Annotated in this window: 15 protein-coding genes and 1 pseudogene; 14 read left to right on the top strand and 2 right to left on the bottom strand. The window is 63.8% G+C overall.

The features are described from left to right. Positions 1-261: 261 nt before the first annotated feature. From GO999_RS12060 to GO999_RS12035, 6 genes are all read left to right on the top strand, one after another. Positions 262-486: a hypothetical protein gene (locus tag GO999_RS12060; protein WP_011003084.1), complete on the top strand. Its 225-nt coding sequence runs from the start codon at positions 262-264 to the stop codon at positions 484-486. Between the two features lie 66 nt (positions 487-552). Beyond that, a complete protein-coding gene (locus GO999_RS12055) occupies positions 553-843 on the top strand; it encodes a DUF6127 family protein (protein ID WP_071624189.1) in 291 nt (96 codons plus the stop codon). A gap of 56 nt (positions 844-899) precedes the next feature. After that, the gene (locus GO999_RS12050) at positions 900-1,322 is read left to right on the top strand and encodes a hypothetical protein (protein ID WP_249215068.1); all 423 of its coding nucleotides are present in this window, start codon (positions 900-902) and stop codon (positions 1,320-1,322) included. Further along, a complete protein-coding gene (locus GO999_RS12045) occupies positions 1,309-1,791 on the top strand; it encodes an HNH endonuclease signature motif containing protein (RefSeq protein WP_011003081.1) in 483 nt (160 codons plus the stop codon). Before GO999_RS12050 ends, GO999_RS12045 begins: the two co-directional genes overlap by 14 nt. Then, a complete protein-coding gene (locus GO999_RS12040; RefSeq protein ID WP_011003080.1) occupies positions 1,788-2,249 on the top strand; it encodes a lysozyme in 462 nt (153 codons plus the stop codon). The genes GO999_RS12045 and GO999_RS12040 overlap by 4 nt, the downstream gene beginning before the upstream one ends. 67 nt (positions 2,250-2,316) lie before the next feature. After that, complete coding sequence (locus tag GO999_RS12035) at positions 2,317-2,613, top strand: hypothetical protein (RefSeq protein ID WP_019719020.1); 297 nt, start codon at positions 2,317-2,319, stop codon at positions 2,611-2,613. A 51-nt stretch (positions 2,614-2,664) separates the two neighbouring features. Here the strand turns inward: GO999_RS12035 and GO999_RS12030 are convergent, their stop codons facing one another. Beyond that, the gene (locus GO999_RS12030; protein WP_011003078.1) at positions 2,665-2,997 is read right to left on the bottom strand and encodes a DUF1484 domain-containing protein; all 333 of its coding nucleotides are present in this window, start codon (positions 2,995-2,997) and stop codon (positions 2,665-2,667) included. A gap of 1,121 nt (positions 2,998-4,118) precedes the next feature. Here GO999_RS12030 and GO999_RS12025 point away from each other — a divergent pair. The 4 genes from GO999_RS12025 (at position 4,119) to GO999_RS12010 (ending at position 17,924) form a co-directional block, all read left to right on the top strand. Continuing rightward, the gene (locus GO999_RS12025) at positions 4,119-12,395 is read left to right on the top strand and encodes a two-partner secretion domain-containing protein (RefSeq protein ID WP_249215022.1); all 8,277 of its coding nucleotides are present in this window, start codon (positions 4,119-4,121) and stop codon (positions 12,393-12,395) included. A 10-nt stretch (positions 12,396-12,405) separates the two neighbouring features. After that, positions 12,406-12,753 (top strand): immunity 8 family protein, encoded by a 348-nt coding sequence (locus tag GO999_RS12020; RefSeq protein ID WP_211906246.1) that lies wholly within the window; start codon positions 12,406-12,408, stop codon positions 12,751-12,753. A gap of 1,059 nt (positions 12,754-13,812) precedes the next feature. After that, a complete protein-coding gene (locus tag GO999_RS12015) occupies positions 13,813-17,448 on the top strand; it encodes a DUF6862 domain-containing protein (protein ID WP_249215021.1) in 3,636 nt (1,211 codons plus the stop codon). Beyond that, positions 17,445-17,924, top strand: coding sequence for a hypothetical protein (locus GO999_RS12010; RefSeq protein ID WP_127591983.1), 480 nt, complete (start codon positions 17,445-17,447; stop codon positions 17,922-17,924). The genes GO999_RS12015 and GO999_RS12010 overlap by 4 nt, the downstream gene beginning before the upstream one ends. Positions 17,925-18,094: 170 nt before the next feature. Here GO999_RS12010 and GO999_RS12005 read toward each other — a convergent pair. Further along, positions 18,095-18,655: pseudogene (locus GO999_RS12005) on the bottom strand (IS5-like element IS1420 family transposase); the annotation flags it as partial. Between the two features lie 52 nt (positions 18,656-18,707). Between GO999_RS12005 and GO999_RS12000 the strand changes: the two are divergent. The 4 genes from GO999_RS12000 (at position 18,708) to GO999_RS11985 (ending at position 24,473) form a co-directional block, all read left to right on the top strand. Continuing rightward, a complete protein-coding gene (locus GO999_RS12000; protein WP_127591981.1) occupies positions 18,708-19,085 on the top strand; it encodes a replication initiation protein in 378 nt (125 codons plus the stop codon). 140 nt (positions 19,086-19,225) lie between these two features. Continuing rightward, positions 19,226-19,999 (top strand): hypothetical protein, encoded by a 774-nt coding sequence (locus GO999_RS24715; protein ID WP_232111351.1) that lies wholly within the window; start codon positions 19,226-19,228, stop codon positions 19,997-19,999. Between the two features lie 170 nt (positions 20,000-20,169). After that, the gene (locus GO999_RS11990) at positions 20,170-22,710 is read left to right on the top strand and encodes a two-partner secretion domain-containing protein (RefSeq protein ID WP_211906245.1); all 2,541 of its coding nucleotides are present in this window, start codon (positions 20,170-20,172) and stop codon (positions 22,708-22,710) included. An 11-nt stretch (positions 22,711-22,721) separates the two neighbouring features. Next, positions 22,722-24,473, top strand: coding sequence for a ShlB/FhaC/HecB family hemolysin secretion/activation protein (locus tag GO999_RS11985; protein ID WP_211906244.1), 1,752 nt, complete (start codon positions 22,722-22,724; stop codon positions 24,471-24,473). Position 24,474: the final 1 nt, after the last annotated feature.

Raw genomic sequence — 24,474 nt, 5'->3', positions numbered from 1 at the left:
AACGCCCCTGATTGCCTTGTTTTATGCACCATAATTGGGATGTCCGAGTAATTTTGGATTCGCGGCTAGTGGTGTAGCTCTTTCCTGCGATCAGAGGTCGCAGCGACTCTTTGCTCGAAATTTGGTTCCGAGAAAGACTAAATTTTTAGTTTTGTTTTAAGTATCTATTGAATTCATTGGGCAGCCTATTGCACTGGTTCAGTAGAGAGAAAGGTGATATGGGCCAGTGCAATGTCCCTTTCATGACCCAGGAGAAGACAAGTGCCTAATCTGTGGCGGCAGTTCGAGGACTTGCTGCCGGATGCCCCCTTACTGGTCGGCGCGGTGGTGACCCGTCACAACGACGGCACGGTCACCGTCCAACTGCTGGGTGGCGGGCTTGTGCGCGTTACAGGCGCCGGAGAGCCCGGTGACCGCCTGTTCGTGCGCGGTAGCGAGGTCGTTGGTCCCGCACCGACGCTGCCGACCGTGGACATCGAAATCTGAATCCCCTTTCCCTTTTGCAACTGGAACCCGCCCTTGAGGCGGGTTTCGTCTTTTTGGAGCACATCAATGAACGTACCGATGGTGGCCGATGGCATGGTGACCATGCCGCGCGCCGAATTCGAGGAACTGCTGGAGCGGGTCGCCGAGAGCGGCGTGCGTGCGGCGCTGGCCGAAGTGGGCCTGGAGGGCGAGAACGCCGCGAACGATATCCGCGAGCTGCGAGGCTTGCTGGACGCCTTCAACGAGGCCAAGCGCACCGCCTGGCAGACCATGGTCCGGATGATCACGACCGGCCTGGTGCTGGCGCTGGTGGCCGGGGCGATCATCAAGTTCGAGCTGTTCAAGGGGGCGCGATGATCGAGACGCTCTTGGGCGGCCTGCTGGGCGGGACTTTCCGTCTGGCCCCTTGACTCCTGAAGTGGCTCGACCGCAAGGGCGAGCGCGGCCACGAGCTGGCGATGCAGGACAAGGCGCTGGAGTTCGAGAAGCTGCGTGGCGCGCAGCGCATGGCCGAGATCGGTGCGAGCGCCGATGCCGCGTGGAACACAGGCGCCATCGAGGCGCTGCGCGACTCCATCACGGCGCAGGGCGAGAAGACGGGAGTACGTTGGGCTGACGCATTGTCGACGACCGTCAGGCCTGTCGTGACCTATCTATTCGTCCTGATGTACACGGGCGTGAAGCTCTCGACCTTCGGCGGCTCGGCGCAAGCCGGTGTGGGCTTCGGCCCGGCGTTGCTGGCCGCCTGGTCGGAAGCAGATCAGGCGTTGCTGGCAGGCATCTTGAACTTCTGGTTCATCTCGAGAGTGTGGGAGCGGCGCGGTGGTCAGGCATAAGGGACGCCAGAGGCGACCACTGGCCGAGCGCTTCTGGGAAAACGTCGACAAGCGAGGGCCGGACGAGTGTTGGCCGTGGATCGGCTCCATCGACACACGAGGCTACGGAAGCATTGGCGCAGACGGCGGCAAGCCCCTGATGCGCGCGCACCGCGTTGCCTATGAACTTTGCGTTGCCCCGATACCTGACGGGATGGTGGCTTGCCACCGATGCGACAACCGCGCCTGCGTCAATCCAGGGCACATCTTTATCGCTACCCAGCGAGAAAATATTCTGGACATGGTGCGCAAAGGCCGTCGCCAGTGGCCCAAGGGCGAACACCATCCCAAAGCCAAGCTGAGGGCCTCGGAGGTCTTGGCGATTCGCGAGGATCCACGCCCACCTCGGCTCATCTGTGCGCAGTACGGCATCGGCAGAACCACGCTGTACCAGATCAAACGCCGTGAAACCTGGGGGTGCTTGGCGTGACCAACATCCCACTACCGGCCATCGAACTGGCCAAGCATTTCGAGGGATTTCATAGGGTGGCGAGGGTCGACCCCACCCGGGCTCAGCCGTATGTCTGTCCTGCCGGGTTTTGGACAGTTGGCTACGGTCACCTCTGTGATCCGACGCACCCGCCCATCACGCAGGCCCAGGCCGAAGTCTATCTGGCGGCGGATCTCGTGACAGCGCTCAACGCGACGCTGCGCTACTGCCCCGTGCTTGCCGCCGAGCCCCAGGGCCGGCTCGCCGCCATTGTGGACTTCACCTTCAACCTGGGGGCGGGGCGGTTGCAGACTTCGACCTTGCGGCGGCGGGTCAACCAGCGCGACTGGTCCGCTGCTGCAAGCGAGCTGCGCCGCTGGGTCTATGGTGGCGGCAAGGTGCTGCCGGGGCTCGCCGCACGTCGCGAGGCAGAAGTGGCTTTATTGCGATTGAACTGAGGTGACGCTTGGCTTCTGTGTTGAACAGCGCGTTCATGTCATCACACCAACCACACCGGAGTACAAGATGTCCAAGTCGATGCGATTCAAAACCCCTGTGATCGATGACGTGCTGTCCAGCAACGTAGACGTCATGCTGCAGGAGCGACTGCTCGACCTCTTTGAATACGCTATGCGGTCCGTAGCCGTGACCCTGGCACGCGCAGCGCAATTTGAGACCAGCGATTTCGCAAACACGGCGGTGAGCGGCTGCGACGGCTTCACGCTGGCTATCCGGCAAATCTTCCCCGGCAAGCGCGATGCATGGCTCGGCGTCTTCGAGAGCGGGGAGCAGCAGCTTGAAGTGATTGGGCACCTCGAATAAGCGCCAATGTGGCCGGGTGGACCGGCCACTGATCCATTCGGATGCCGAGCGCTACAGCATCTTCTGAATGTCGCTCAATGCGTCATCCAGTTCGAGTTTGAGCGGCACCAGCAGGCAGTGCAGGCATCGACATTCCCAAGCACGGTCGCTCCACAAGTCGAGCAACTGCAGGATGCCGATGAGGCCAGTACTGACATTGAGCAGACGCGCGCACGCGTCTTCGGTCGTTGTGTAGATCAGTGTGCCGGTCGTCTCCAACTGGCGCAGCGTCGCCGCGCTGGTGCGCACGGTGCGTTTGCTGCTGTGCTCCGGCATCAACCGATGTACCAGCTCGCACAACTGCGCCAGCGCAAGGGTCTGTGGGGAACGTTTCTGCTCACGCATGCATCGCCTCCGTTTGCTCAACGGGGGCAGAAAAGGCTCGGCCAGCGCCACAAAGCACAAGGCTCGGTAAGCACGGATGAATGGTGGTGGAGAAGCTGATGGGAAGAACTGGTTGCTCAGGACGAGCACGAACGTTAGCCATTGAGGCCTCCTGTTGTTGAAGGCCCGCCGCTCATTGTCACGTGAAGGACGGGCCAGACAGCGGGGGTGACAACCGGCCAACAGGATACCGGCCAGCCCGAAGGCTGCCCCGCCCGGCCCGCGATGCACATTGTAAGCGCGCATGCTTGCTGCGGATAGGACGCCGGCCGGTCGCCGCGCGTTGTTCGGGGTATCACTCCCGGTCACCGTCGTTCGATGACGGCGACAGTCTTGGGGAACCCCGGAATAGAGTCAAGGTGAACGCACCAGGCGGGAAGCGGCGGTGCAGCAAGCGATTACCGTCGCAGACAAGAGCGTGCTGTATAGCCGCGACTGGTGGCGGTTCGGGGTCAGACTTCGACCACCTCGTAGCGGCGCTTGCGCCGGGTCTCGTCCCGAGTGATGCGCGACAGGTAGTAGCATTGCGCGCACCAGTGGCCGGCGATAATGCTCCGGGGAGTGGTATGCCAGCGATGTCCGCTCTGTAAGCTACTCGCCTGATTCGCTACGCACCCGCTCCCTTACCTGGCACTACCCTTTGACTCCATTTGTTGGCATCTCGGCGAGGATGGGTTCGTGGCGGGCAATCAAGACGACGGCCACTGTGAGCTTGGCCATTCGTGATGCATTTGATGCGTGACATCTGCATGTTCAAACCACGCTTCACCTATCCCCACGGCGCGAACGTCTTTGGCTGGACAGCATCTGCCGGCGCCTGTAGTGATCGAACCAACCAGCAAGCTTGGGCAGCGCGAGCGTGTCGGCCGGGATCAGCTTGCTGATCTGATGGATTAAGAATTCATAAGATCAGATGTCCATTCTTTTCATTCCTATTTCATCGAATTTCACGATTTCGAGGGATGCCCTTCACATTGTGATTCGCTATGATCCTCCCCAAGTCTAAATAGGGGTGCCTACGGCCGGCAGACCGGCCGCCACGAAGCCACCCCGTACAACAAGACGTTCGGGGAGTTTCATCGATGCGCCAGCCGGTCACGGCCCGCGCACGCGCTGCGTTGGAGCAGCCGTGTGCCATTGCACAACAACACTGCGATCGCGCAGGTACCGCAGACACCGCCAGCCGGCACGACCGCGCCAGGCGCTCGTTCGTGGCACGGTCCATTGCTGCCGCCGTTGCGCTTATCAGCTGGCTCGGCCCGGTGCAGGTCTCCTGGCAGGCGGCCCGGCAGAGCGCCGCCACGATTGCACTGCACGGCACAACCGTCGATAGCCCATTCACATCGTGGCGCACCACAGGCCGCCTGCTGGTGCGCTGGGGCCTGCGGCAAGCGCAGGCTGGCGCCATCACCGATCCCACCGCGCCGATCCGCTTCACGCCCACCCTCACGCAGACCACGGGGCAGGGCGGGGGCGTACCGGTTGTGAACGTCACGACGCCGAACCCGAGCGGCCTGTCGTACAACCTGCTGCGCTCGCTGACGGTCGATGGCATCGGCCTGATCCTGAACAACAGCCTGGCCGGCGGCGGCACGCTCCTGGGCGGCAACGTCGGCGGTAACGCGAACCTGGCCACGTCGGGCCCGGCCTCGACCATCCTGACGCAGGTCACGGGCACCGATCCGATCCGCATCAACGGCACGGTGGAGGTGTTCGGCACGCCGGCCAGCGTGATCTTTTCCGCGCCAGCGGGCATCTATACGCAGGGCGCGGGGTTTACGAACACGCCACGGGTGACGCTGTCCAGCGGTACACCGCAGTTTCTGAACGGCAGCGGCGCAAACGTTTCATTCGACCAGGCCACCGCGGTGGGCTTCCTGGTCAATAGCGGGCGCATCCAGATCGACCCGGCGGCGGGCTCCACGGCCGGTGCGGGGATCGAGGGCACGGTCGGGGCGATCAACCTGATCGGCCAGACGGTGGGCGTCAATGCGCCGCTGTATGCGGGCAATCAGATCAACGTGATCGCGGGGAACCAGCAGGTCGTGCCGGTGGCGACGGGCACGGGCCGGGCGGGTTCCGACTGGCAGGTGAGCGGCGCGGGCGCCAATGCGGCGGCCAACAGCGCGAGCGCGCAGAACGGCCTGGCGATCGACGCGACGGCGTTCGGCGCGATGACGGCGGGGCAGATCAAGCTGATCTCGACGGCGCAGGGGCTGGGCGTGCGCGCCGCCGGCGACCTGGCGGCCAATACCAGCAACGTCAATATCGATGCCAATGGCGATGTCAGCGTCGGCAATGTGTACGGGCAGCAGACCGCCGGCATTACGACGACGGGGTCGGTGAGCACGAGCGGCGCCGTCCGAGCGCAGCAGGACGTGACGATCGGGGCGGGCGGCGACGTGACGCTTGGCGGTGCAGCGCAGGCGGGCAACAACGTGACGGTGAGCGCGGGCGGCAATGTTGCCGGATCGGGCGATCTGGCTGCGGCCAAGGCGCTGAACGTGAGCGCGGGCAAGAGCGTCAACCTGGGCGGCAACCTGAACGCGGCCAACATTGCCGTGACGGCGCAGGGTACGGGCGGTACGGGCGATCTCACGCTGGGTGGGAACGTGTCGTCTCCGAACACCATCCAGCTGAACGCGGCGCGCGACGCTTCCATTGCTGGTCCGCTGACCACGGGCGGCGATCTGCGATTGACGGCCGGCCGCGACATCGCGATCGGCGGCGCGGTGCAGAGCACGGGGGCATCGGTACTCGGCGCGGCCCGCGATCTCCATGTCGCCGGTACCGGTTCCGTCACGGCGGGCGCGACGACAACCGCGACGGCTGGCCGCAACCTGGGTGTGGACGGGACGGTTTCCTCCCGCGGCGATATCCGGCTCGATGCCATGGACGGTCAGGTGGCATCCACGGGGTCGCTCATTTCCGGTGGCGGCATCACGGCTACGGCCGGCGGTGCCAATGGGGACATCGCTCTGGGCGGCAAGGTCTCGGCGCCCGGCTCCGTGACGTTGGCCGCTGCGCGCAATGCGACGGTTGGCGGGCAGCTCGTGACCGGGACTGATTTGACGATCGGGGCCAAGCAGGATGTTGCCGTCACGGGGGCGGTCCAGAGCGTGGGCGCGACGACGCTCACGGGTGGCCGGGACATCGGCATCGCGAGCACCGGCGCCGTCACGGCGGGAACCACGACAACGGCGGCCGCCGGCCGTCATCTCCTCCTCTTGGGCAGTACGGCCTCGGGTGGCGACACCCAGCTGACCGCGACGGGGGTGCTGGCGACTGCGGGTACCGTGCTTGCGGGCGGTAACGTCAGTGCGAGCGGGCAGGGCGGTGTCGCCCTGGGCGGCACGGTGTATGCCACGCGGGGGGTGACGGCGCAATCGGGCGGTGGCGCCATCGGCGTTACCGGCAGTGTCATCGCTCACGGCGGTAGCGCCGTGTTGACCGGGACGGATGTGACCGTCTCCGGCACGACGCAGTCCAGTGGGGATACGGCGCTGACCGCGACCCAGGGAAGCGTGGCCGTCGACGGTCAATCCGCTGCGGTGGGCAACCTGAACATCTCCGCCGCGCAGGACATTGCCGGTCAAGGCACCACCACCAGCGTCGGCAGCACCACCCTTGCCGCGGGCCGCGATATTGCCCGCACGGGGGGCAGCCAGGCGGTGGGCAATCTGACCGCGACGGCCGGGAACCGTCTTGCCATGGCGGCACTGCCTGTTGTCGGCGGGGATGCCACCCTGAGCGGGGCGAGCGTCGCGCTGGGGGCCACCGGCAAGAGCAGCCAGATCAAGGGCACGCTCACCGCCACCGGGGCGCAAGGTGTCACGACGGCCGGCACCATCAACGCGGGGTCGGCGAAGCTGACCGGCGGTGCGGTCAACAATATTGGCACCGTCACGGCGTCGAACACGTTGACCGTCACCGGTTCCACCATCACCAACAGCGGCACGCTGGGCGGTGCGACGACCAGCGTGCACGGTACGGATGTGGCCAATGCCGGCCTGATCGGCGGCCAGACGGTCAGCGTCACGGCGGACAACACGCTCAGCAACCAGAACGGCACGCTGCTCGGTACCAAGTCGCTGGCCGTGGCCGCCAACACGCTGACGAGCAACCGCAACGGCGTGATGTTCGCCGGCAGCCCGTCCGGCACTACGGCTGGGCAAGGCGACCTGAGCGCCACGGTGTCCGGCGGGAACGGCAGCTTCAATAACGCCGGTGGCCAAATCCTGGCCGGCAACAACGCCACGATCAACCTGCGGAACCAGACTGTTGACGGCGCGAACCTCGGCACCATCAACGCCAACGGGGCGCTGACTTACAACGTCGGCGCTGTCGCCAACACCGGCGCATGGACCGTGGGCGGCAAGACCGCGACCATCAACGCGGCCAACGGCATCGCCAACACTGGCTCGATCCAGCACGCGGGCGATTTGACGCTGAGCACGCACGGTGCGGTGACCAACAACGGGCAGATCATCGCTGGCAACGACCTGGCGGTCGTGGGCGACAGCATCAACAACGCAGCCGGCGCGACGCTGCACGCCGATCATGACCTGTCTGTCACGGGTGCCACCACCAACCGGGGCACGGTCGAAGCGCTCAATGACGTCAAGATTGCCGGGGCCGGCTATGACAATGCTGGCGCGCTGACCCAGGCCAACCGCGACATCAACGTCAACGTGTCGGGCAGCGTGCTGAACCAGGGCGGCACGATCGGCGCGGGGCGCGATGTGAATCTGTCCGCAGGTCAGATCATCAACGATGCGACCGCGTCGGGTGGTGCCAGCACGACCGTGGTGACGGGGCAGGAGGTCAACCCGACGTACCTGTCGCGGATCGTGATCGGACAGAAGCAGGTGCTGATCTCGGTCGGGGGGACGGCAGACGATGGCCCCCAATACAGCCCATTCTATTTCCCGATCACGATCGGCGATCTGAAGCCTAGCGCCAGTGGCGTGATCTCGGCCTATCAGGCGATTGATATCTACACACCCAGCACTGGCGGAGGCGATAACGGTGCGTCCCCCCAATCGATGGAACTGTGGCATTTTGGCGAGCCGCCCTCCACGACGGGGGCTGCACCGGCCGGCAAGATGGCACCGCTCATCACGCTGCCGACCGTCACCCGTACGGAAACGACCACGCAGGATGGGGTCGCCGGCGTCATCCAGGCTGGCCGCAACTTGGCGGTAACAGCCTCCACCCTGTCCAACAACGGCGGGCGGATCAGTGCAGCTGGCAATCTGAGCATGACGGTCGGCACGCTGAACAATGGCACCTCGGCGGGCGCGACCAAGACCATCACTGAGTCGATCGATCAGGCGACGCTGAATGCCTTCATGCGGCAACTGGCGACCCAGCTCGGCTGGAACGCCTTCTACACGGGGCCGCTGGCCGTGCTCAGTGAAGGGTGTGGGTACCGCGATTGCAATCCGACCCAGGGACTGATTCAGCCGCATTGGATCTGGTTGAACTACACCTCCGACGGTACCGGCAGTGTGAACGGCTTCACCGCCACGCCGCCCGCCGCGCAGACGACTTTCCAGCAGGCCGCAGGCAAGCAAGGCGTCATCGCCGCCGGCGGCAACATCGACCTGACGCGGGTCGGCACGCTGAACAACGGCGGGCAGATCGCCGCCGCCGGCAACGTCGCGCTGGGTGGGTCGGTCAACAATGTCGGCCAACAGCTGGTCAATCGCACGACACTGCCCGGCTGCGTCGGGAATCCCGCAACGTGTACCAACTCGGTCTCCAACGGCTTCTTTGGCGCTGCTGCCGCCGGGCCGTGGGACAGCCCGACGTACGACGTCATCGATCCCAAGCAGCAGGTCGCCAGCATCGTGGCGGGCGGCACGCTGACCGCCAACGCCGCCCAACTGACCAATCAGACCGGCACCATCACCGCGGCCGGGAATGTCCTGATCACGGCGCCCACTGTCACCAACACGGGCGGCACGATCCAATCGAAGGCCGGTTCGGTCACGATCAATGCCGCCAATGGCCTGGTCAACCAGGCCGCACCGACGACCACGGTTCACCAGAGCCACGGCTCGGATGTCGGGCCATGCGGCAAGAGCGGCAGCGGCAACTGCGATACCGCTACGCAGACCGCCACCGGTGACGCCGGCATGATCCTCGCCGCAGTCGACTTGACCGTCAACGCCGGTTCGGTGCGCAACAACGGCGGCGCCATGGTGGCCGGCGGCAACAACACCATCACCACGGGCAGCTTTGATAACAGCCCGGTCTTCCTGCGCCAGTACTACCACTGGATGTTCCTGGACCAGGACAGCAACGCGAGCGATCGCTGGGGCTGCGACTCGGCGGGCGACATCTCCGGTTGCCAGCGGGCCTTTGGCGGCAACCTTCGCAATGGCACCAACGCCAATGCCGAGAACGCGCCCACCATCGGCGCGCTGAACTCATACGTGAGCGGCGGCAACCTGACCATCCGCTCGGGCGGCGCCATCGTCAACAGCGGCAACATCGAGGGCACGGCGATCTCGCTCTCGGGCGCGACGATCACCAACGGCATCACCAACCCGTCGATCCAGACGCCACCGCCCACCAGCGGCCGGCAGGTGGTGAGCCTGGGCCCGATCGGTACCGCCAATGCGCAGTTGCCGGTGACGGGGACGCCGGACACCTTCAGCGGTCCGACCACGGTTGTGCAGCAGGGCGTGCCGAACCCGTCCAACCCAGGCACGGCGAATGGGCGCTGGCAGTTCAACCCCGTCGTCGTGACGACCCAGAGCGGTGGCGCGGTGGCATGGCATTTCAATACGCCGCTCGATGGCGCGGCGATGAGCGCGCCGACGGCGTCCGGCTCCACGGCGCAATACCTGTCGAATAGCCCCGCCACGGCAGTGCTGGGCGGCGTCGGCCCGCAGACGCTGATCAACGCGCTGCCGGCCGACCTGCGCCCCGGCAGCACACCGTTCTACTACGACCCGCAAGCCGAGAACCAGCGCCTGGACCAGGCCGCCCTTGCGCAGACCGGCCGCACGAGCTTCATCAACGGCCTGACGTACGACAGCCAGACCCACCTGACGGTGGACGACCAGCAGAAGCTGATCCTGTACCAGAACGCCGTCGACTACGCGAAGGCGCACAACATCCAGTTGGGCCAGGCCCTGACGCCGGGCCAGCTGGCCGCGCTGGACAAGCCGATGCTGTGGTACGTGACGCAGCAGGTGCCGGACCCGAACTGCCTGAGCGGCGCATGCCCGATGGTGAGCGCGCTGGTGCCGCAGGTGTACCTGCCGCAGGGCTACAGCGGGATCGAGCCGGGCGGCAGCATCGTCGCGAGCAAGTCGCTTGAGCTGCTGGCCGACAGCCCGATCCGCAATACCGGCACGCTGGGTTCGTACGGCACGCTGACGAGCAACACCACCATCATCAACGAGCAGCGCGCGGCGGAGATGACGGCGGCGTGGCAGCCGATCGAGGACGGCTGGGCGCGCACGACGGGGCAGCAAGGGCAGGCCAATAGCGGGTTCGTGTTTGCGGCCAACGCGGCGGGCATCGCTGGGCAGATCCAGAACATCAATGGTGTCGTTGCGCAGTTGAATGCGGACGGCACGATGAGCGCGGCGGAGGCTGCGCGGGTGGCTGCGGCGGTTCAGGCTGGTATGCAGGCGGTGACGAGCACGCACACGGACACCTTTGTGCGCTCGGAAGGCTGGTTCGGACAACTGTTCGCCGGCGTGGTGATGGTGGCCATCGGGATCATGACGGGCGGCGCGGCGATGGCCGCGTATGCCGGGGTGGGCGCGACCCTGACCGTGGGCCAGGCCATGGCTCAGGCGGCGATTAGTTCGATGACAACCAATGCCATGCAGCAGACGAGCAGCGGCATGGGTTTCAGCTTCGGGGCGTTGGTCAAGGCGGGGGCTACGTCGGCACTGACGGCGGGTCTCACACAAGGAATCACGGTTGGTGCAGATGGCACGCTGGGGACGGTGGACAGCCTGAGCTCGGTGGCGTCGGATCGGAGCATTGCGGCGCTGTCGGGCACGAAGGCCGTTGGTGACGGCTTGACGCAGGCTAGCGCTGCGACTGGCACGTTGGGCCAGCAATTGGCTGCGCTGGCGCTGGATGCCAGCATCAAGGCGGGTGTCAACACCGCGATCAACGGCGGCAGTTTCCTGACGAATCTGCGTGATAGCGCTGTGAACGATTTGGCGGCGATAGCAGCGTACGGCATTGGGAATCTCAACGCGAACGGCACGCTGGTGGGGCCTGCGTACTATGCAGCGCACGCGTTGCTGGGCTGCGCCAGTTCTGCGGCACTGGGCACCGGGTGCGGTGGTGGTGCGATTGGTGGAGTGACCAGTGCCTTGCTGGCGCCGGACATCATCAAAGCGATCGATCCGACGGGGGCGCCGCTGGACGCGGGTCAGCAGGCCATGCTGGCTGCCTTTGCAGGACTGGCAGGCGGTGGCATGGCTGGCGTGCTGGGGCAGAACGTCCAGGGCGGAATGGCGGCGGCTCAGAACGAAGCGCTGAACAACTCGGGAAATCACGCCGAGGATGCGGCCAAAAAGGGCGGCTTGCTGAATCAATCTTGGGATGCCGTAGTCGACTGGGCGAAATGGACCTATAGCGATCCGATTGGTGATACCGAGCGAGGGCTTCGGCATTTCCTTTCGGTCGGGCAGCAGAATGGGCGTGATGCGCAGACGGATCCGAATCGCCAATTTGATCCCGATGGCGGCGGATCGAATACCGGGCGTCCGAGTGCACCTGCAGTCGTGGTTGCCTTCGGCGCGATACTGTGTTTACTGTCCGGAGGGACGGCCTGCGGCATGATGATGGTGCCCGTACCGGCACCATCGGGGCCGCCTCCGGGCAATGCAATTCTGTCGAGTAGCAGTGATAGTGGTGGTAGCGGGACCAGCCGCAACGCGGGTGGCTCGGGCCCAGATCGTGGGAGTGCCACAAATACATCTGCAACGTCTGAAGGTGCAGCCAACGCGGCCAGCTACCAAGGTTTGAAGAGTCAACTTGCGAATCAGAACCTAGCCGAAATTGCTGCGCAGGATCCGAGGTTAGCCGCCGCAGTGAATGGGAGCGGGACAAGCAACGTGAACTTTTCGATCGGGAGTGGAACAGTTGCGGAGGCTAACAAACTCGGGAAGATTTGGGTTGGTGATGGCGCAAAACTGACGAGCGACGGATCGGGGTTGGTCAGCGCAGATGGAACTCGCGTTTACCGTTTCCCTACGCAAAAGACATCATCTTATGCAACAACAGGTACGCAGGCGAACTTCGAAACCTACAATGTCAATTCGGTGACGGGGCAACGTATGAAAATTGGTAACGGTCACCTCAATGTGACCAACTAAGGAGTGAGGGATGCATGCAGTTGTAAAAAGCATTGCCAGTGATGAGGCTAATCTTGACGGGTTCAGGCCAGATGACACGGTTTGCTTTTCATTGAATGTTCGCATCCGAATTGGGGTCGACGGGGCCCCAGGGGCAGACGATTTTGAGTTGTGCGTGTGCACTCCGGAATGGCTTCGTCAGACGATATGGGAGCCCCGCTGGGGGCGCCACATGCTGATTGTTCGAGAGTACGATAGGTCAGTCATTGAGAAATACATCCACGATTACGTGGTGGAATGCGCGGGTGCTGACTGGAATGCCATCGCAAGCAAGCTCGCGCGAGTTTTTTCGTGGGAGTTTGAGGACTATCAGGGTTGACGTCGTGCGCTCTGTAACGTTGGTACCCCCCAATTATCGCTACACAGGAACGGTTCGCGGGACTGAGTTGTGAATCAGGAACGCCGGTATCGTTAACGGATCAGTCTCCTGCGAAAAGTCTCGGTTCTGCGGACCTTGATGTTGTCGTGCAAAAAGACAACCTAATTGCCCAGAAATATCATGGGAAATGAAAAAGCCTACTGTAACAGGCGCTGCTGCTACCGCAGCGTTCCAGTCGCCTATTGACGAGGATACGGTTGCACATGTAAGGCGCTAGTTCACACAGCGCGAGTCCTAGTGGAAATAGTCTGACTTGGGAGTGGGCGGATTCATCCGGTATTTCGAGTCAATTCGCTGCCACAACTTGGCGATCTTGCTTCATTAAAGGTGAGAGATGCGGAGCCAGAAATTTCCATTTGGAGATGCCCGCCAGGGGATTTGGAGCAAACTCAAGTTTCGGTTTTGCGAACAATGAGGTTCGATGTCGTGGTGGCGTTTAAACATGATATCTATGAAGTTTGCCGCGAGGTTGCGGCTGAATTCTCGGGGTGGAGATTTTCATCTGGCCAGTTAAGCTATGTTGCTAGGGAGCGTCTGCATAAAACTGCGCGTGATGTGGTTGCAAGCGGATACCTAGCCAGCGAGTAAGTAGTCCATGAGAAAAATTGTACGCGAGGGCTTAAGCGCCATGTTGAGCAAGAGTTGGATTACCCAAAGGCTGAGACAGCGAGTGGAGGCACTCGTGAGGCACAGTGAAAAAAGCCAATAGTAACTAGACGTGCCAAGCATCACTTGTAGCTTCGAGTGAATGTGCAGTGGGATGGCGTATCGCCATCCTTGATAGTTCTTTAAAAATCTAGCTTTCCCATTTGTATGGGGCACCCGTTGACATGAGCGATAACGCTTCATTAACGGTCTGACCTACGACAGCCAGACCCATTGACGGTGGATGGTCAGCAAAAGCTGATCCTGTACCAGAGCGCCGTCGACTACGCGAAGGTGTACAACCTCCAGTTGGGTCAGGCGCTGACGCCGGAGCAGTTGGCCGCGCTGTAATACGTGGTCCAGGGCGACAACATGGCGCCCTGCGGCAACAACACCATCACCACGGGCAGCTTTGATAACAGCCCGGTCTTCCTGCGCCAGTACTACCACTGGATGTTCCTGGACCAGGACAGCAACGCGAGCGATCGCTGGGGCTGCGACTCGGCGGGCGACATCTCCGGTTGCCAGCGGGCCTTTGGCGGCAACCTTCGCAATGGCACCAACGCCAATGCCGAGAACGCGCCCACCATCGGCGCGCTGAACTCATACGTGAGCGGCGGCAACCTGACCATCCGCTCGGGCGGCGCCATCGTCAACAGCGGCAACATCGAGGGCACGGCGATCTCGCTCTCGGGCGCGACGATCACCAACGGCATCACCAACCCGTCGATCCAGACGCCACCGCCCACCAGCGGCCGGCAGGTGGTGAGCCTGGGCCCGATCGGTACCGCCAATGCGCAGTTGCCGGTGACGGGGACGCCGGACACCTTCAGCGGTCCGACCACGGTTGTGCAGCAGGGCGTGCCGAACCCGTCCAACCCGGGCACCGCGAATGGGCGCTGGCAGTTCAACCCCGTCGTCGTGACGACCCAGAGCGGTGGCGCGGTGGCATGGCATTTCAATACGCCGCTCGATGGCGCGGCGATGAGCGCGCCGACGGCGTCCGGCTCCACGGCGCAATACCTGTCGAACAGCCCCGCCACGGCAGTGCTGGGCGGCGTCGGCCCGCAGACGCTGATCAACGCGCTGCCGGCCGACCTGCGCCCCGGCAGCACACCGTTCTACTACGACCCGCAAGCCGAGAACCAGCGCCTGGACCAGGCCGCCCTCGCGCAGACCGGCCGCACGAGCTTCATCAACGGCCTGACGTACGACAGCCAGACCCACCTGACGGCGGACGATCAGCAAAAGCTGATCCTGTACCAGAACGCCGTCGACTACGCGAAGGCGCACAACATCCAGTTGGGCCAGGCCCTGACGCCGGGCCAGCTGGCCGCGCTGGACAAGCCGATGCTGTGGTACGTGACGCAGCAGGTGCCAGACCCGAACTGCCTGAGCGGCGCATGCCCGATGGTGAGCGCGCTGGTGCCGCAGGTGTACCTGCCGCAGGGCTACAGCGGCATCGAGCCGGGCGGCAGCATCGTCGCGAGCAAGTCGCTGGAGCTGCTGGCGGACAACCCGATCCGCAACACGGGCACGCTGGGCTCGTACGGCACGCTGAAGACCAACACCACGATCGTCAACGAGCAGCGCGCGGCGGAGATGACGGCGGCGTGGCAGCCGATCGAGGACGGTTGGGCGCGGACGACGGGGCAGCAGGGGCAGGCCAACAGCGGGTTCGTGTTTGCGGCCAACGCGGCGGGCATTGCGGGGCAGATCCGGAACATCAACGGTGTCGTTGCGCAGTTGAATGCGGACGGCACGATGAGCGCGGCGGAGGCTGCACGGGTGGCGGCGGCCGTGCAGGCGGGTATGCAGGCTGTCACGAGCACGCATACCGACACCTTTGTGCGGTCGGAGAGTTGGTTCGGGCAACTGTTCGCCGGCGTGGTGATGGTGGCCATTGGGATCATGACGGGCGGCGCGGCGATGGCCGCGTATGCCGGGGTGGGCGCGACCCTGACCGTGGGTCAAGCCATGGCCCAGGCGGCGGTTGCGTCGATGACGACCAACACGATGCAACAGGCGAGCAGCGGCCAGGGCTTCAGCTTTGGCGCGCTGGTCAAGGCAGGCGCCACGTCGGCGCTGACGGCGGGGATTACGCAGGGGATCACGCTCAATGCGAATGGCACGCTTGGGACGGTGGATAGCCTGAACTCGGTGGCATCCGATCGGAGCCTTGCGGCGTTGTCGGGTGCCAAGAACGTCGGCAACGGTCTGACGCAGGCGGCGGCTTCAAGCGGCACGCTGGGCGAGCAATTGACCGCGCTGACGTTGGGCATCGGCATCAAGGCCGGTGTGACCACGGCCATCAACGGCGGCAGCTTTGGCCGGGCATTGACCAATACCGCCGCCAGCGATATCGGGGCGGTCGCGGCCAACGTACTCGGCACGCTGACTCCGGGGATCGGCGAAGTCAATGCCTCGCCGAACAGTGTCGTCGGCAACATCCTCGGGCACGTTGCACTGGGCTGCGCCACTTCGTCGATGCAGGGGACGGGTTGCGCGGGCGGCGCAGCGGGCGGTCTGGCGGGATCGGTGGTGGCGCCGCTGGTGGGCATGGGCCTCTATGCGGGCACGTCGGGCACGAACAGTGCCATCGATGCGGCGACGGTGGCGATTGGCGCGATGGCGGGCGGGGCGATTGCGCATGCGATCGGTGGCGACACCACGGCCGGGGCGTCGACGGCGCAGAACGCGGCCATGAACAACTGGCTGGAGCACCGTCGGCCCAACATGATGGTCTACTCGGAGCAGGAGCGTCGGGATAACGCAGCGGCGGCTTGTAAGAATGATCCCACGCAGTGCGATGCTGCCAACCGCTGGGATGTCGTGTCGAAGCAGCGCAATGCCGAATTGCAGGCCGCGTGCGCCAACCTGAGTTCCGACACCTGCCGTAGCGCGATGGCGACGGCGCAGGCGGCGGGCAACTACATCGTGTTTGCCGGCGGCAAGGTCTACGCGTACGGCAAGGAGGATCCTGTCGCCCGTTCGTTGGACCCCAGTCCGGCGGCGAAAACGCTGGACACGATGGTGGGAAGTCCGCTGGCAGGGATATTTGGGGGCATTCCGTATTTCAAGTCCAATGCGGACCCGGCTGCCGGTTACTACTTCGCTCAGTATGGGATGGCGCTGGAAGGGATCGGCGCGGGGGTGCTGGGCCTGCCGACGGGGCCGTTGGCTGGGCCTGGGTGGCGGGCGACGTTGGAGTCGCCGAATACGCTTTATGTTGGGTCGGGGGCGGGTAGTGCCTTCCCGACTTGGACCAATGTGGCGGGGCCGTATTCTGCTGTTGGCCAAGGCGGGGGAACTGCTACAACAGTTCGGCCTGGGCCGGGCTATACAGCACAAGATGTGTTGCCTCGCCCTGTGGCGCAGACATTTTCGGGGTCGGGTCAGGTGCCTGGCACTATAGCCCCGAATAGCGTAGGCGAGTCGGCGGCCGGTACCAACCAGCCTGCGATTACGCTCTATGGGTTTCGTGGCGCAGGCTCCACACAGGACCTTCTGGCGGCGGATGCTCCCCATCCCTACGTAGTCACGGGCCACGTTGGATATTCGTTCGATGGTGGACAGCAAATCTTTGGCTTTGGCCCCAAGGTGCCAGTGGGCATGTCTGTGTACGATGCCGTTCAGTCGCTTCGCAATGGAGCGAACTATCCAGGCATCATTACTGACGATACGGCGCTCTTCAGGTCAGTTGCAGAGAACCCTGCGGTAGGTCGTGGCGGAGTACCACAGGTGGTGATTCAGCAGAAAATTCCTGTCTCACAAGCTGATTTTGACGCAATCAAGGCTGCTCACGATGTGGTCGGGATCAACAACCCCATCAACAACGTGTCCTATGGCTTCCCTGGAAAAAATGTATGCACCTTCAACTGCGCTACTTTCCCCAGTAGTTTAGGGATACCAATTCCAGAGGCGTCAGGGAACATGCGGCTCTATTTCCCGGAGCTTGAGAAGCTGGGGCAACCGTGGGTACCGAAATGAGTAACGTAAAGAGTTTCTTGTCGGACAAAGTGGCGAACTGCGACTTGGTAATGGTGGAGATTGTGGGGTCGCCGCAGCCGCAATCCTTTCGGGCAAGAGTCGAGAGGGTATATGCAGCGCGTAAAGGGGTGGACGCCGGATTGCTTGGATCAGAGCTTGAGTTTGTTGGCGGTCCTGCGCATTGGGGGCAAGCATCACTTGCAGTGGGGGATACTGCGCTGGTCTTTCTCAAGTCAATCTCCGGCCGGCTGTACGAGGAAGCGTGGCATGGCCATATGGTTGTGGAGCAAATCGACGGTGATGCCTATGCGGTCTTCCAGCATCGGGAACTATGGTTGAGCCCGGATGTTCCAGCGTCACTTCGATATTGCTTACGACAAGACCCGAATCGTCCCTACGCTTCGGTAGTGCGCCTAGATGTTTTGGAGACTTACCTGCTGGCCTTGATAGAGCAGATGGATCACGGGGCCACGTGAGCCTCGATGCATGTGCGAAATTGATGAGATGGTGGGACTCCAGATGAGGAGACTCGCCCGGAGTGATTTGCATGAGTGAAAGCAAAATTGACCTGTCGCCCTTTTGCATGAGGGCGGGCGTTGTTGCATAAATCGAATTTGAAGACACAGGTCCACCTATGATCTTGAATTCAGGCGATACGGACGGAGTGCGGGCGAGCGAGAGCCGCCATGCGGTTGAGCACTCCCGCACGAATCGAAACCTCGGTTGCCTGGGAGTCAACTTTGCGCGCCCACAGGCACGGACCGGTGAGCGTCTTGAGCCGGTACATCAGGTTCTCCACCAGCGAGCGCCGGTGGTAGCCGCTAGCCTCCTTCCATTCGCACCTGCTGGTCTTGGCAATGGTGTCGATGGCAGCGTTGCGCCATGCCGCGCCGGGCGTGGCTTCAGGCCACGAACTTGCACCTTCGCGCGGTGGAATCGAGGGCCGCGCACCGCGCTTGGCAATCGCCGCATGACACTGCTTGCTGTCGTACGCGCCGTCCCCGCCGACGATGTCCACGGATATGTCGGGCGGCAATTGGTCGAGCAAGTCGGGCAGCACGTCAGCGTCGCCCACATCCTTGTGGGTCATCAGCGCCGCGCATATCTGGCCTGTTTTCGCGTCCATCGCAAGATGGACCTTGCGCCAGGTGCGACGCTTGGACCAGCCGTGCTTGCGCACCTTCCACTCACCTTCACCGAACACTTTGAATACTCGACTCACCACTGTAGCGCCAGACTTAGTCGAATTTGGAGCAGGCTTGTCTGCAGTTCAACGAAAAACCGTTGCGGGCGTAGCTGCGGAATGGGCTTGCCGCAAGAGTGGGGCTGTGAGCTTGCTTGGCGAGGACCGGTTGCAGCTTATGCTGCAATCCGCCCATACAGCTACACAGCAGGACCGGCAGACGCTTTCCGGTGAAGTGGAAGATTTCGATGAAAAGTACTTTGCTATCGTTGATAAGTACGATGGTCTAGATGAGGCAGGAGAGGCTTTGCTGTGGTTTGCGAAAGCAAGAGCTACAGCCTCATTGCTTTATTCGCTCGACTCAGAAGATCTTCTTAGTTTTTGCGAAGCGCTGTACGAGGCGCAGGCCGCGACTGATGATTTGGATGAATTGCGTGAATTGTGTCGTCAATAAGGGAGTTTTCTAGGAAATCGCTTCAGTTAAAATATTGGATTTTCCGTTGACTATATTTGGAACCAATGCCGTTGGTTCTTGTGGAATAAGGAACTTCACAGTAGTCCAGTTTTGCGGCCATCAACCATGTTGATCAAATAATGCTCTATGATCCTCTAAGAAAGCGGAAGGTAACGCAGGAAGGTGGACTTGATCGCCTTTTTCGAACTGAATTCGACGTGAAGCTTCCGATGGGAAATTTTGCGGCGTTTGATATCGAAGACGTCGTTTCCGCCTGGCTGGTTGGATTAAACAACGAGGTAACTGTCGTTATTCCACGTTCATTGGAGTGGTTAGATAGCGCTATCGAAAGCGGCGAGGAAAACCGGTTCGGTCCGCTGCCATGCATACATCGTGTGACACTTCACGCGGCTAAGGCGATGGGTATCTGGATGCGTGATAACAGGAATGACGAGCTCACATGGCTGATCGCGCAAACGGCCCAAGCTGAGTACATGCAAACCGGCTACGTCAAGGTTCTTGGTCCCGACAAGTTCGACTACGAACTGCAGCGCTTCGTACCACAAGAGGTGCATGGATTGCCATACAGTTCCAGCCAGATTGTCCGCGATGGCCTTCTGGATGACTTCATGGCTTTTGCTTTTCAGGCTGGGCAGTTCGAGCAAGGCATTGTGGAATACGAAAAACATCTCGTGCCAAAGGTGCCGTCCCTAAAGAAAGCACTGAAGCCGCGGGACTTCGCTTATGCGTTATGCCTACATCGTGCGGGGCGCCACATATTCGACGAGCCGGACTTGCTCAGTTCTGGGCGCAAGATGTTGCAAGCTCATCTGCAGGAAACGTGGTTGGGTCGTGGGCAGTACCTTCGGGCCGCTACTTGGCTAAAGATTGTGTATTGGCACCACGCCCCCTGAATGACGCCGCTGCAGACCGTGCTTAAAGCCTACGACGACATGCCAAAGGTTCCACGGCCTGATTTTGTGCCTGTTGTTTGACGCCTGATTCCGACGCCTGACAGAAGCGTTGTCGGGCGATCCAAAACTACAAAAGACAAATGCCTACGGCAGTAGGCGGGGGAAGTTTTGTGCAGTCACAACACCGTCCGGCCCAACTGGCCGCGCTCCTCGGCCTCTGCGCCGTCTTCATCCCACCGGTGGCCCATGCCGCCGGCATCGTCCCTGACGGCGGCACCGCCACGACAGTCACCACCGGCGCCAATGGCCGCCCCGTGGTCAACATCGTTCCCAGCACCGCAGGCGTCTCCCACAACACCTACACGTCATTCAACGTCGGCCCAGTCGGCGCCGACCTGAACAACGCCACCGTCCGCGCCCGTACCATCGTCAACCAGGTCACCAGCACCGACCCGTCCCTCATCCAGGGCAACATCGCCGTGCTCGGCCCGCGCGCCAACGTGATCATCGCCAACCCGAACGGCATCACGGTGGACGGCGGTTCGTTCACCAACACGGGCAACGTGGCGCTGACCACGGGCCAGGTGTCGTTCAACGACTTCACCACGGGCGCGGGCCAGCTGCAGCGCAACGTGGTGCTTAATACCGGCTCGGGCAGCATCAACATCGGCCTGGGCGGTCTGGCCGGGGCGATGCTGAACCTGGAGCTGATCGCCAAGCAGGTGCGCGTGGCGGGGGCGGTGCAGAACAGCTTCACCGATGCCAACAGCCGCGTGCGCATCGTCGCGGGCAACAGCCGGGCGGAGGTCGATACCAGCGTGTCGCCCACCGACAACCTGAACCCGTGGGTCACCTACAGCAGCACGGGGTCGGGCCGGCCGCTGGGGCTGGCGATCGATATCGCGTCGGGCGGGTCGCTCACGGGCGGGCGGATCGAGCTGCTGGTCACGGACCAGGGCGCGGGCGTGCGGCATGCCGGCGCGGCGTTTGCGACGGCCGGCGATTTCGTCATCAGCAGCACGGGTGACTTGCAACTGGGCGGCGGCAGCGGCAGCGCGGCCAATGATGTGCTGATCGGTTCGGCGGGGCTGTTGGGCAAGGGCGTGCTGTCGGCCGGTCGCAACCTCCAGGTGAGTGCGAACAAGGTGCATCTCGATGGCGCCGCGCTGTCGGCGGGCACGGCGTCGCAGGTCGGCAGCATCGTGATCGGCGCGTCGGGGCAGGTGCACACCGAGCCGGTCACGATCGACCACGGCACGCTGAGCGCGACGGGCGGCGTCGGCTTGTTCGATGGTGGACCCGGTGTGTCCATGACGGCGACGCAGCTGACGGCGGCCCAGAACGTGGTCGCGCAGGTCGGGTTCCTGTCGCTCGGTGCGGATGCGTCGGGCGCGAGCCGATGGACCTCGCAGCAGGGCACGGTGGCGATCACCGCGCCCGGTGCCGTGCAGGTGGCGGGCAGCAAGATCGACGGCACGGGCGGGACGACGGTGCAGGCCGGCTCCATCGCGCTCAGCGCGGTGAATGGCTCGGCGGCCACGGTGCAGTCCTCGGGCGGTGATGTGACGCTGGATGTGACGGGTGCCTACGCGCAGACCGACTCGAACGTCATCGCAGCAGGCAATGCGACGATCCACGGTGGCAGCGTCAACCTCGCGGCGTCAGCGCTGCCGGCGTCGGTGGCGGCCATGAGTGGCGGGGTGCTGATCCGGAGCGATGCGGATCTCGTCAACCTCGGCGGGCTGATCCAGGGCAAGGTGCGCAACGCCGGCCAGTCGGCCTCCGAAGGCGCGGTCACGCTGATTGCGGCTGGAGTCGTGCGCAACGATGCCACCGCGGGCACGCAGGGCATCGTCTTCGGTCAGGACGATGACGTGGTGGTGCGCGCCGGCGGCGACATCGTCAACCACCAGAGCCGCATCCTGTCGAACGCGAAGCTGACGCTGGCCGCGCAGGGCGATGTGTTCAACACGCTGGACAAGACCGCCGGTGCCAACGGCGAGCGGCCCGTGGCCTGGACCAGCAGCGGCACGCGCTGGCTGTTCCTGCGCAACCACAGCGCGGGGCTCGATGTGGACTACGGTTCCATTGCGCAGACGGGCCAGGTGTCGTATTTCGTGTCGCAGACGGGCACGGTGGTCAGCGGCCGCAATGTCAGAAACGTCGGCGGGCAGGTGCTTTCCAACGGCGGCGATATCGCCATCACGGCCGCCAACGTGTTCCATAACGAGGCGTTGCCGACGGGCTCGGCGCACTTCAGCCGCAGCTGCATGATCTTCTGCCGCAGTGAGGCGTCGAGCACGGTGTCGACCACGGGCGGTACGATCTCGGCGGCGGGCAACCTGTCCATCCGGGCCGGCACGCTGGCCGAGAACATCGGCGGGCAGGTGCTCTCCATCGGCAGCATGACCGTGACCGCGCCCAAGGTGCGCGCGGTCGGCATCACCGGCTACACCGCGCTGGCGCGCGAGCGCGGCTTTAAGGCATTCTTCGGCGATACGTGGGCGCGCCTGTATTCGGCCGACGTGGGCGGCAACTGGTTTGCCATTGGCGGCGCGCTGACGATCAACGGCCAGGGGCAGATCGAGGGCGGCAGTTTCGACGGGCAGACTGTCACCGCCAGCGATGGCATCGTGACGGTGCGGGCCAGGTCGCGGCAGCCGGTGTCGGTCGAGTCGCATGTCGGCTTGACGTCGTGGTTGTGGCAGTGAGGGGAAGCGCGATGGCATGGAAACCTCTCACGTTGGCGGCGGCGTTGCTGTCCGTGGCAACCGCCCACGCGCAGGTCCTGCCGTCCGCGCCACCGGGTCCGGTGCTCGAAGACCCGGCCCAGCGCGCCCTGCGCGAGCGCCAGGACACCGAGCGCCGCCGCGAGGCCACGCAGCCCGCGCCGCAGATTGCCGTCGCGCCGTCGGTGCCCGATGACGCCGCCGTCGATGCGGTGGTCGAGCCGGGCACGACCTTCGACATCCACCGCATCGAGCTGACCGGCAACACGGTGCTGGATGCCGACACCGTCGAACGTGTCACGCAGCCGTTCCTGAACCGTGCGCTCGGCACCAACCGCATCAACCTGCTGCTGCGCCGGCTGACCGAAGCGTTCGTCGCGCGCGGCTTTGTCACCACGCGCGCTTACCTGGCGCCGCAGAACCTCAAGGTGGGCGTGCTGACCATCGCCGTGGTGCCGGGCAAGGTCGAGGCGCTGCAGATCAACGGCAAGACGGTCCGTACCACGGTGCCCGATGCCAAACTGGCCGAAGGACCGCAGGCCGGCGGCTGGCTGACCGATGCCGGCACGGTGTGGTCGATGCCGGCGGTGGGCGACACGCTCAGGCTGTCCGATCTGGAGCAGGGCGTCGACCAGATCAACCGCCTGCGCCGCAACCAGGCCGAGGTGCAGATCCTGCCGGGCCAGGCGCCGGGCGGCTCCGTGATCGCGCTGGCCAACCAGCCGGGCGACCGCTTCCGCTTCAGCGCCGGCACCGACAACTACGGCAGCCGCGCCACCGGCACCACGCGCCTGCGCGCCGGCATCGACGCGGACAACGCGCTCGGCTTGCAGGAGGCCGTGTCGCTGTCGTACATCGGCACGCGCGACACCAACGCGACCATCGTCTCGGCGGCCGTGCCGTTCGGCTACAACACCTTCAGCTATACCGGCTCGCTGTCGGAGTACAACAGCCTGATCGGCGATACCGCGCTGCTCTATGGGCGCACGTTCGCGCATGCCTTCGGCTGGAACCGCGTGATCGAGCGCGACCCGGGCGGCCGCACCGCGTTCGACGTCACGCTCACGCACCGGCGCAGCGAGCGCGAGGTCAACAACCTGCTGTTCGAGCCGCAGAGCCTGTCGGTGCTGCGCGTGGCCGTCAACGGTCTGCGCAAGTTCGCCGTCGGCAACCAGGGCGGCTATGCGACCTGGGAGGCGGGGCTATCACGCGGCATGGACGCGCTCAATGCGAGTCACGACGCACCGGACATCACGCGCGATGAGGCGCACAGCCAGTTCTGGAAGCTGGACGGCAACGCCAGCACCCAGCTGCCGCTGCCCGCCATCGGCCGCGCCGCGCTGGCCTACCGTGGGCAGGTGTCGGCGCAGTGGTCGAACGTCGCGCTGTTCGGCTCGGAGCAGATCTTTGCCGGCGGCATGGGCTCGGTGCGCGGCTTCCGCGAGGGGCTGATCAGCGGCGATCGCGGCCTGACGCTGCGCAACGAAGTGGTGTGGGGCAACGTGCCCGTGCTGGCCGGCGTGCGCATCGAGCCCTATGTCTTCCTGGACGGCGGACAGACGCAGCTGGTGGCGAACCAGCACTGGCAGTACCTGGCCGGCACCGGCATGGGCGTGCGGCTGGCCGCGAATGCCGGCAAGCATGCCTTCACCAGCGAACTGCTGCTTGGGCGCGCGCTGGTGCAACCCGCGGAACTTGGCAGCAAGGCCACGGTCTTGCTGGCCACAATGAACTACTCGTTTTAGC

It is taken from the genome of Ralstonia nicotianae (genome assembly GCF_018243235.1).
Lineage (GTDB): Bacteria > Pseudomonadota > Gammaproteobacteria > Burkholderiales > Burkholderiaceae > Ralstonia > Ralstonia nicotianae.
The sequence above is the reverse complement of the archived record's forward strand: the minus strand, read 5'-3'. Positions and strand labels throughout refer to the sequence as shown.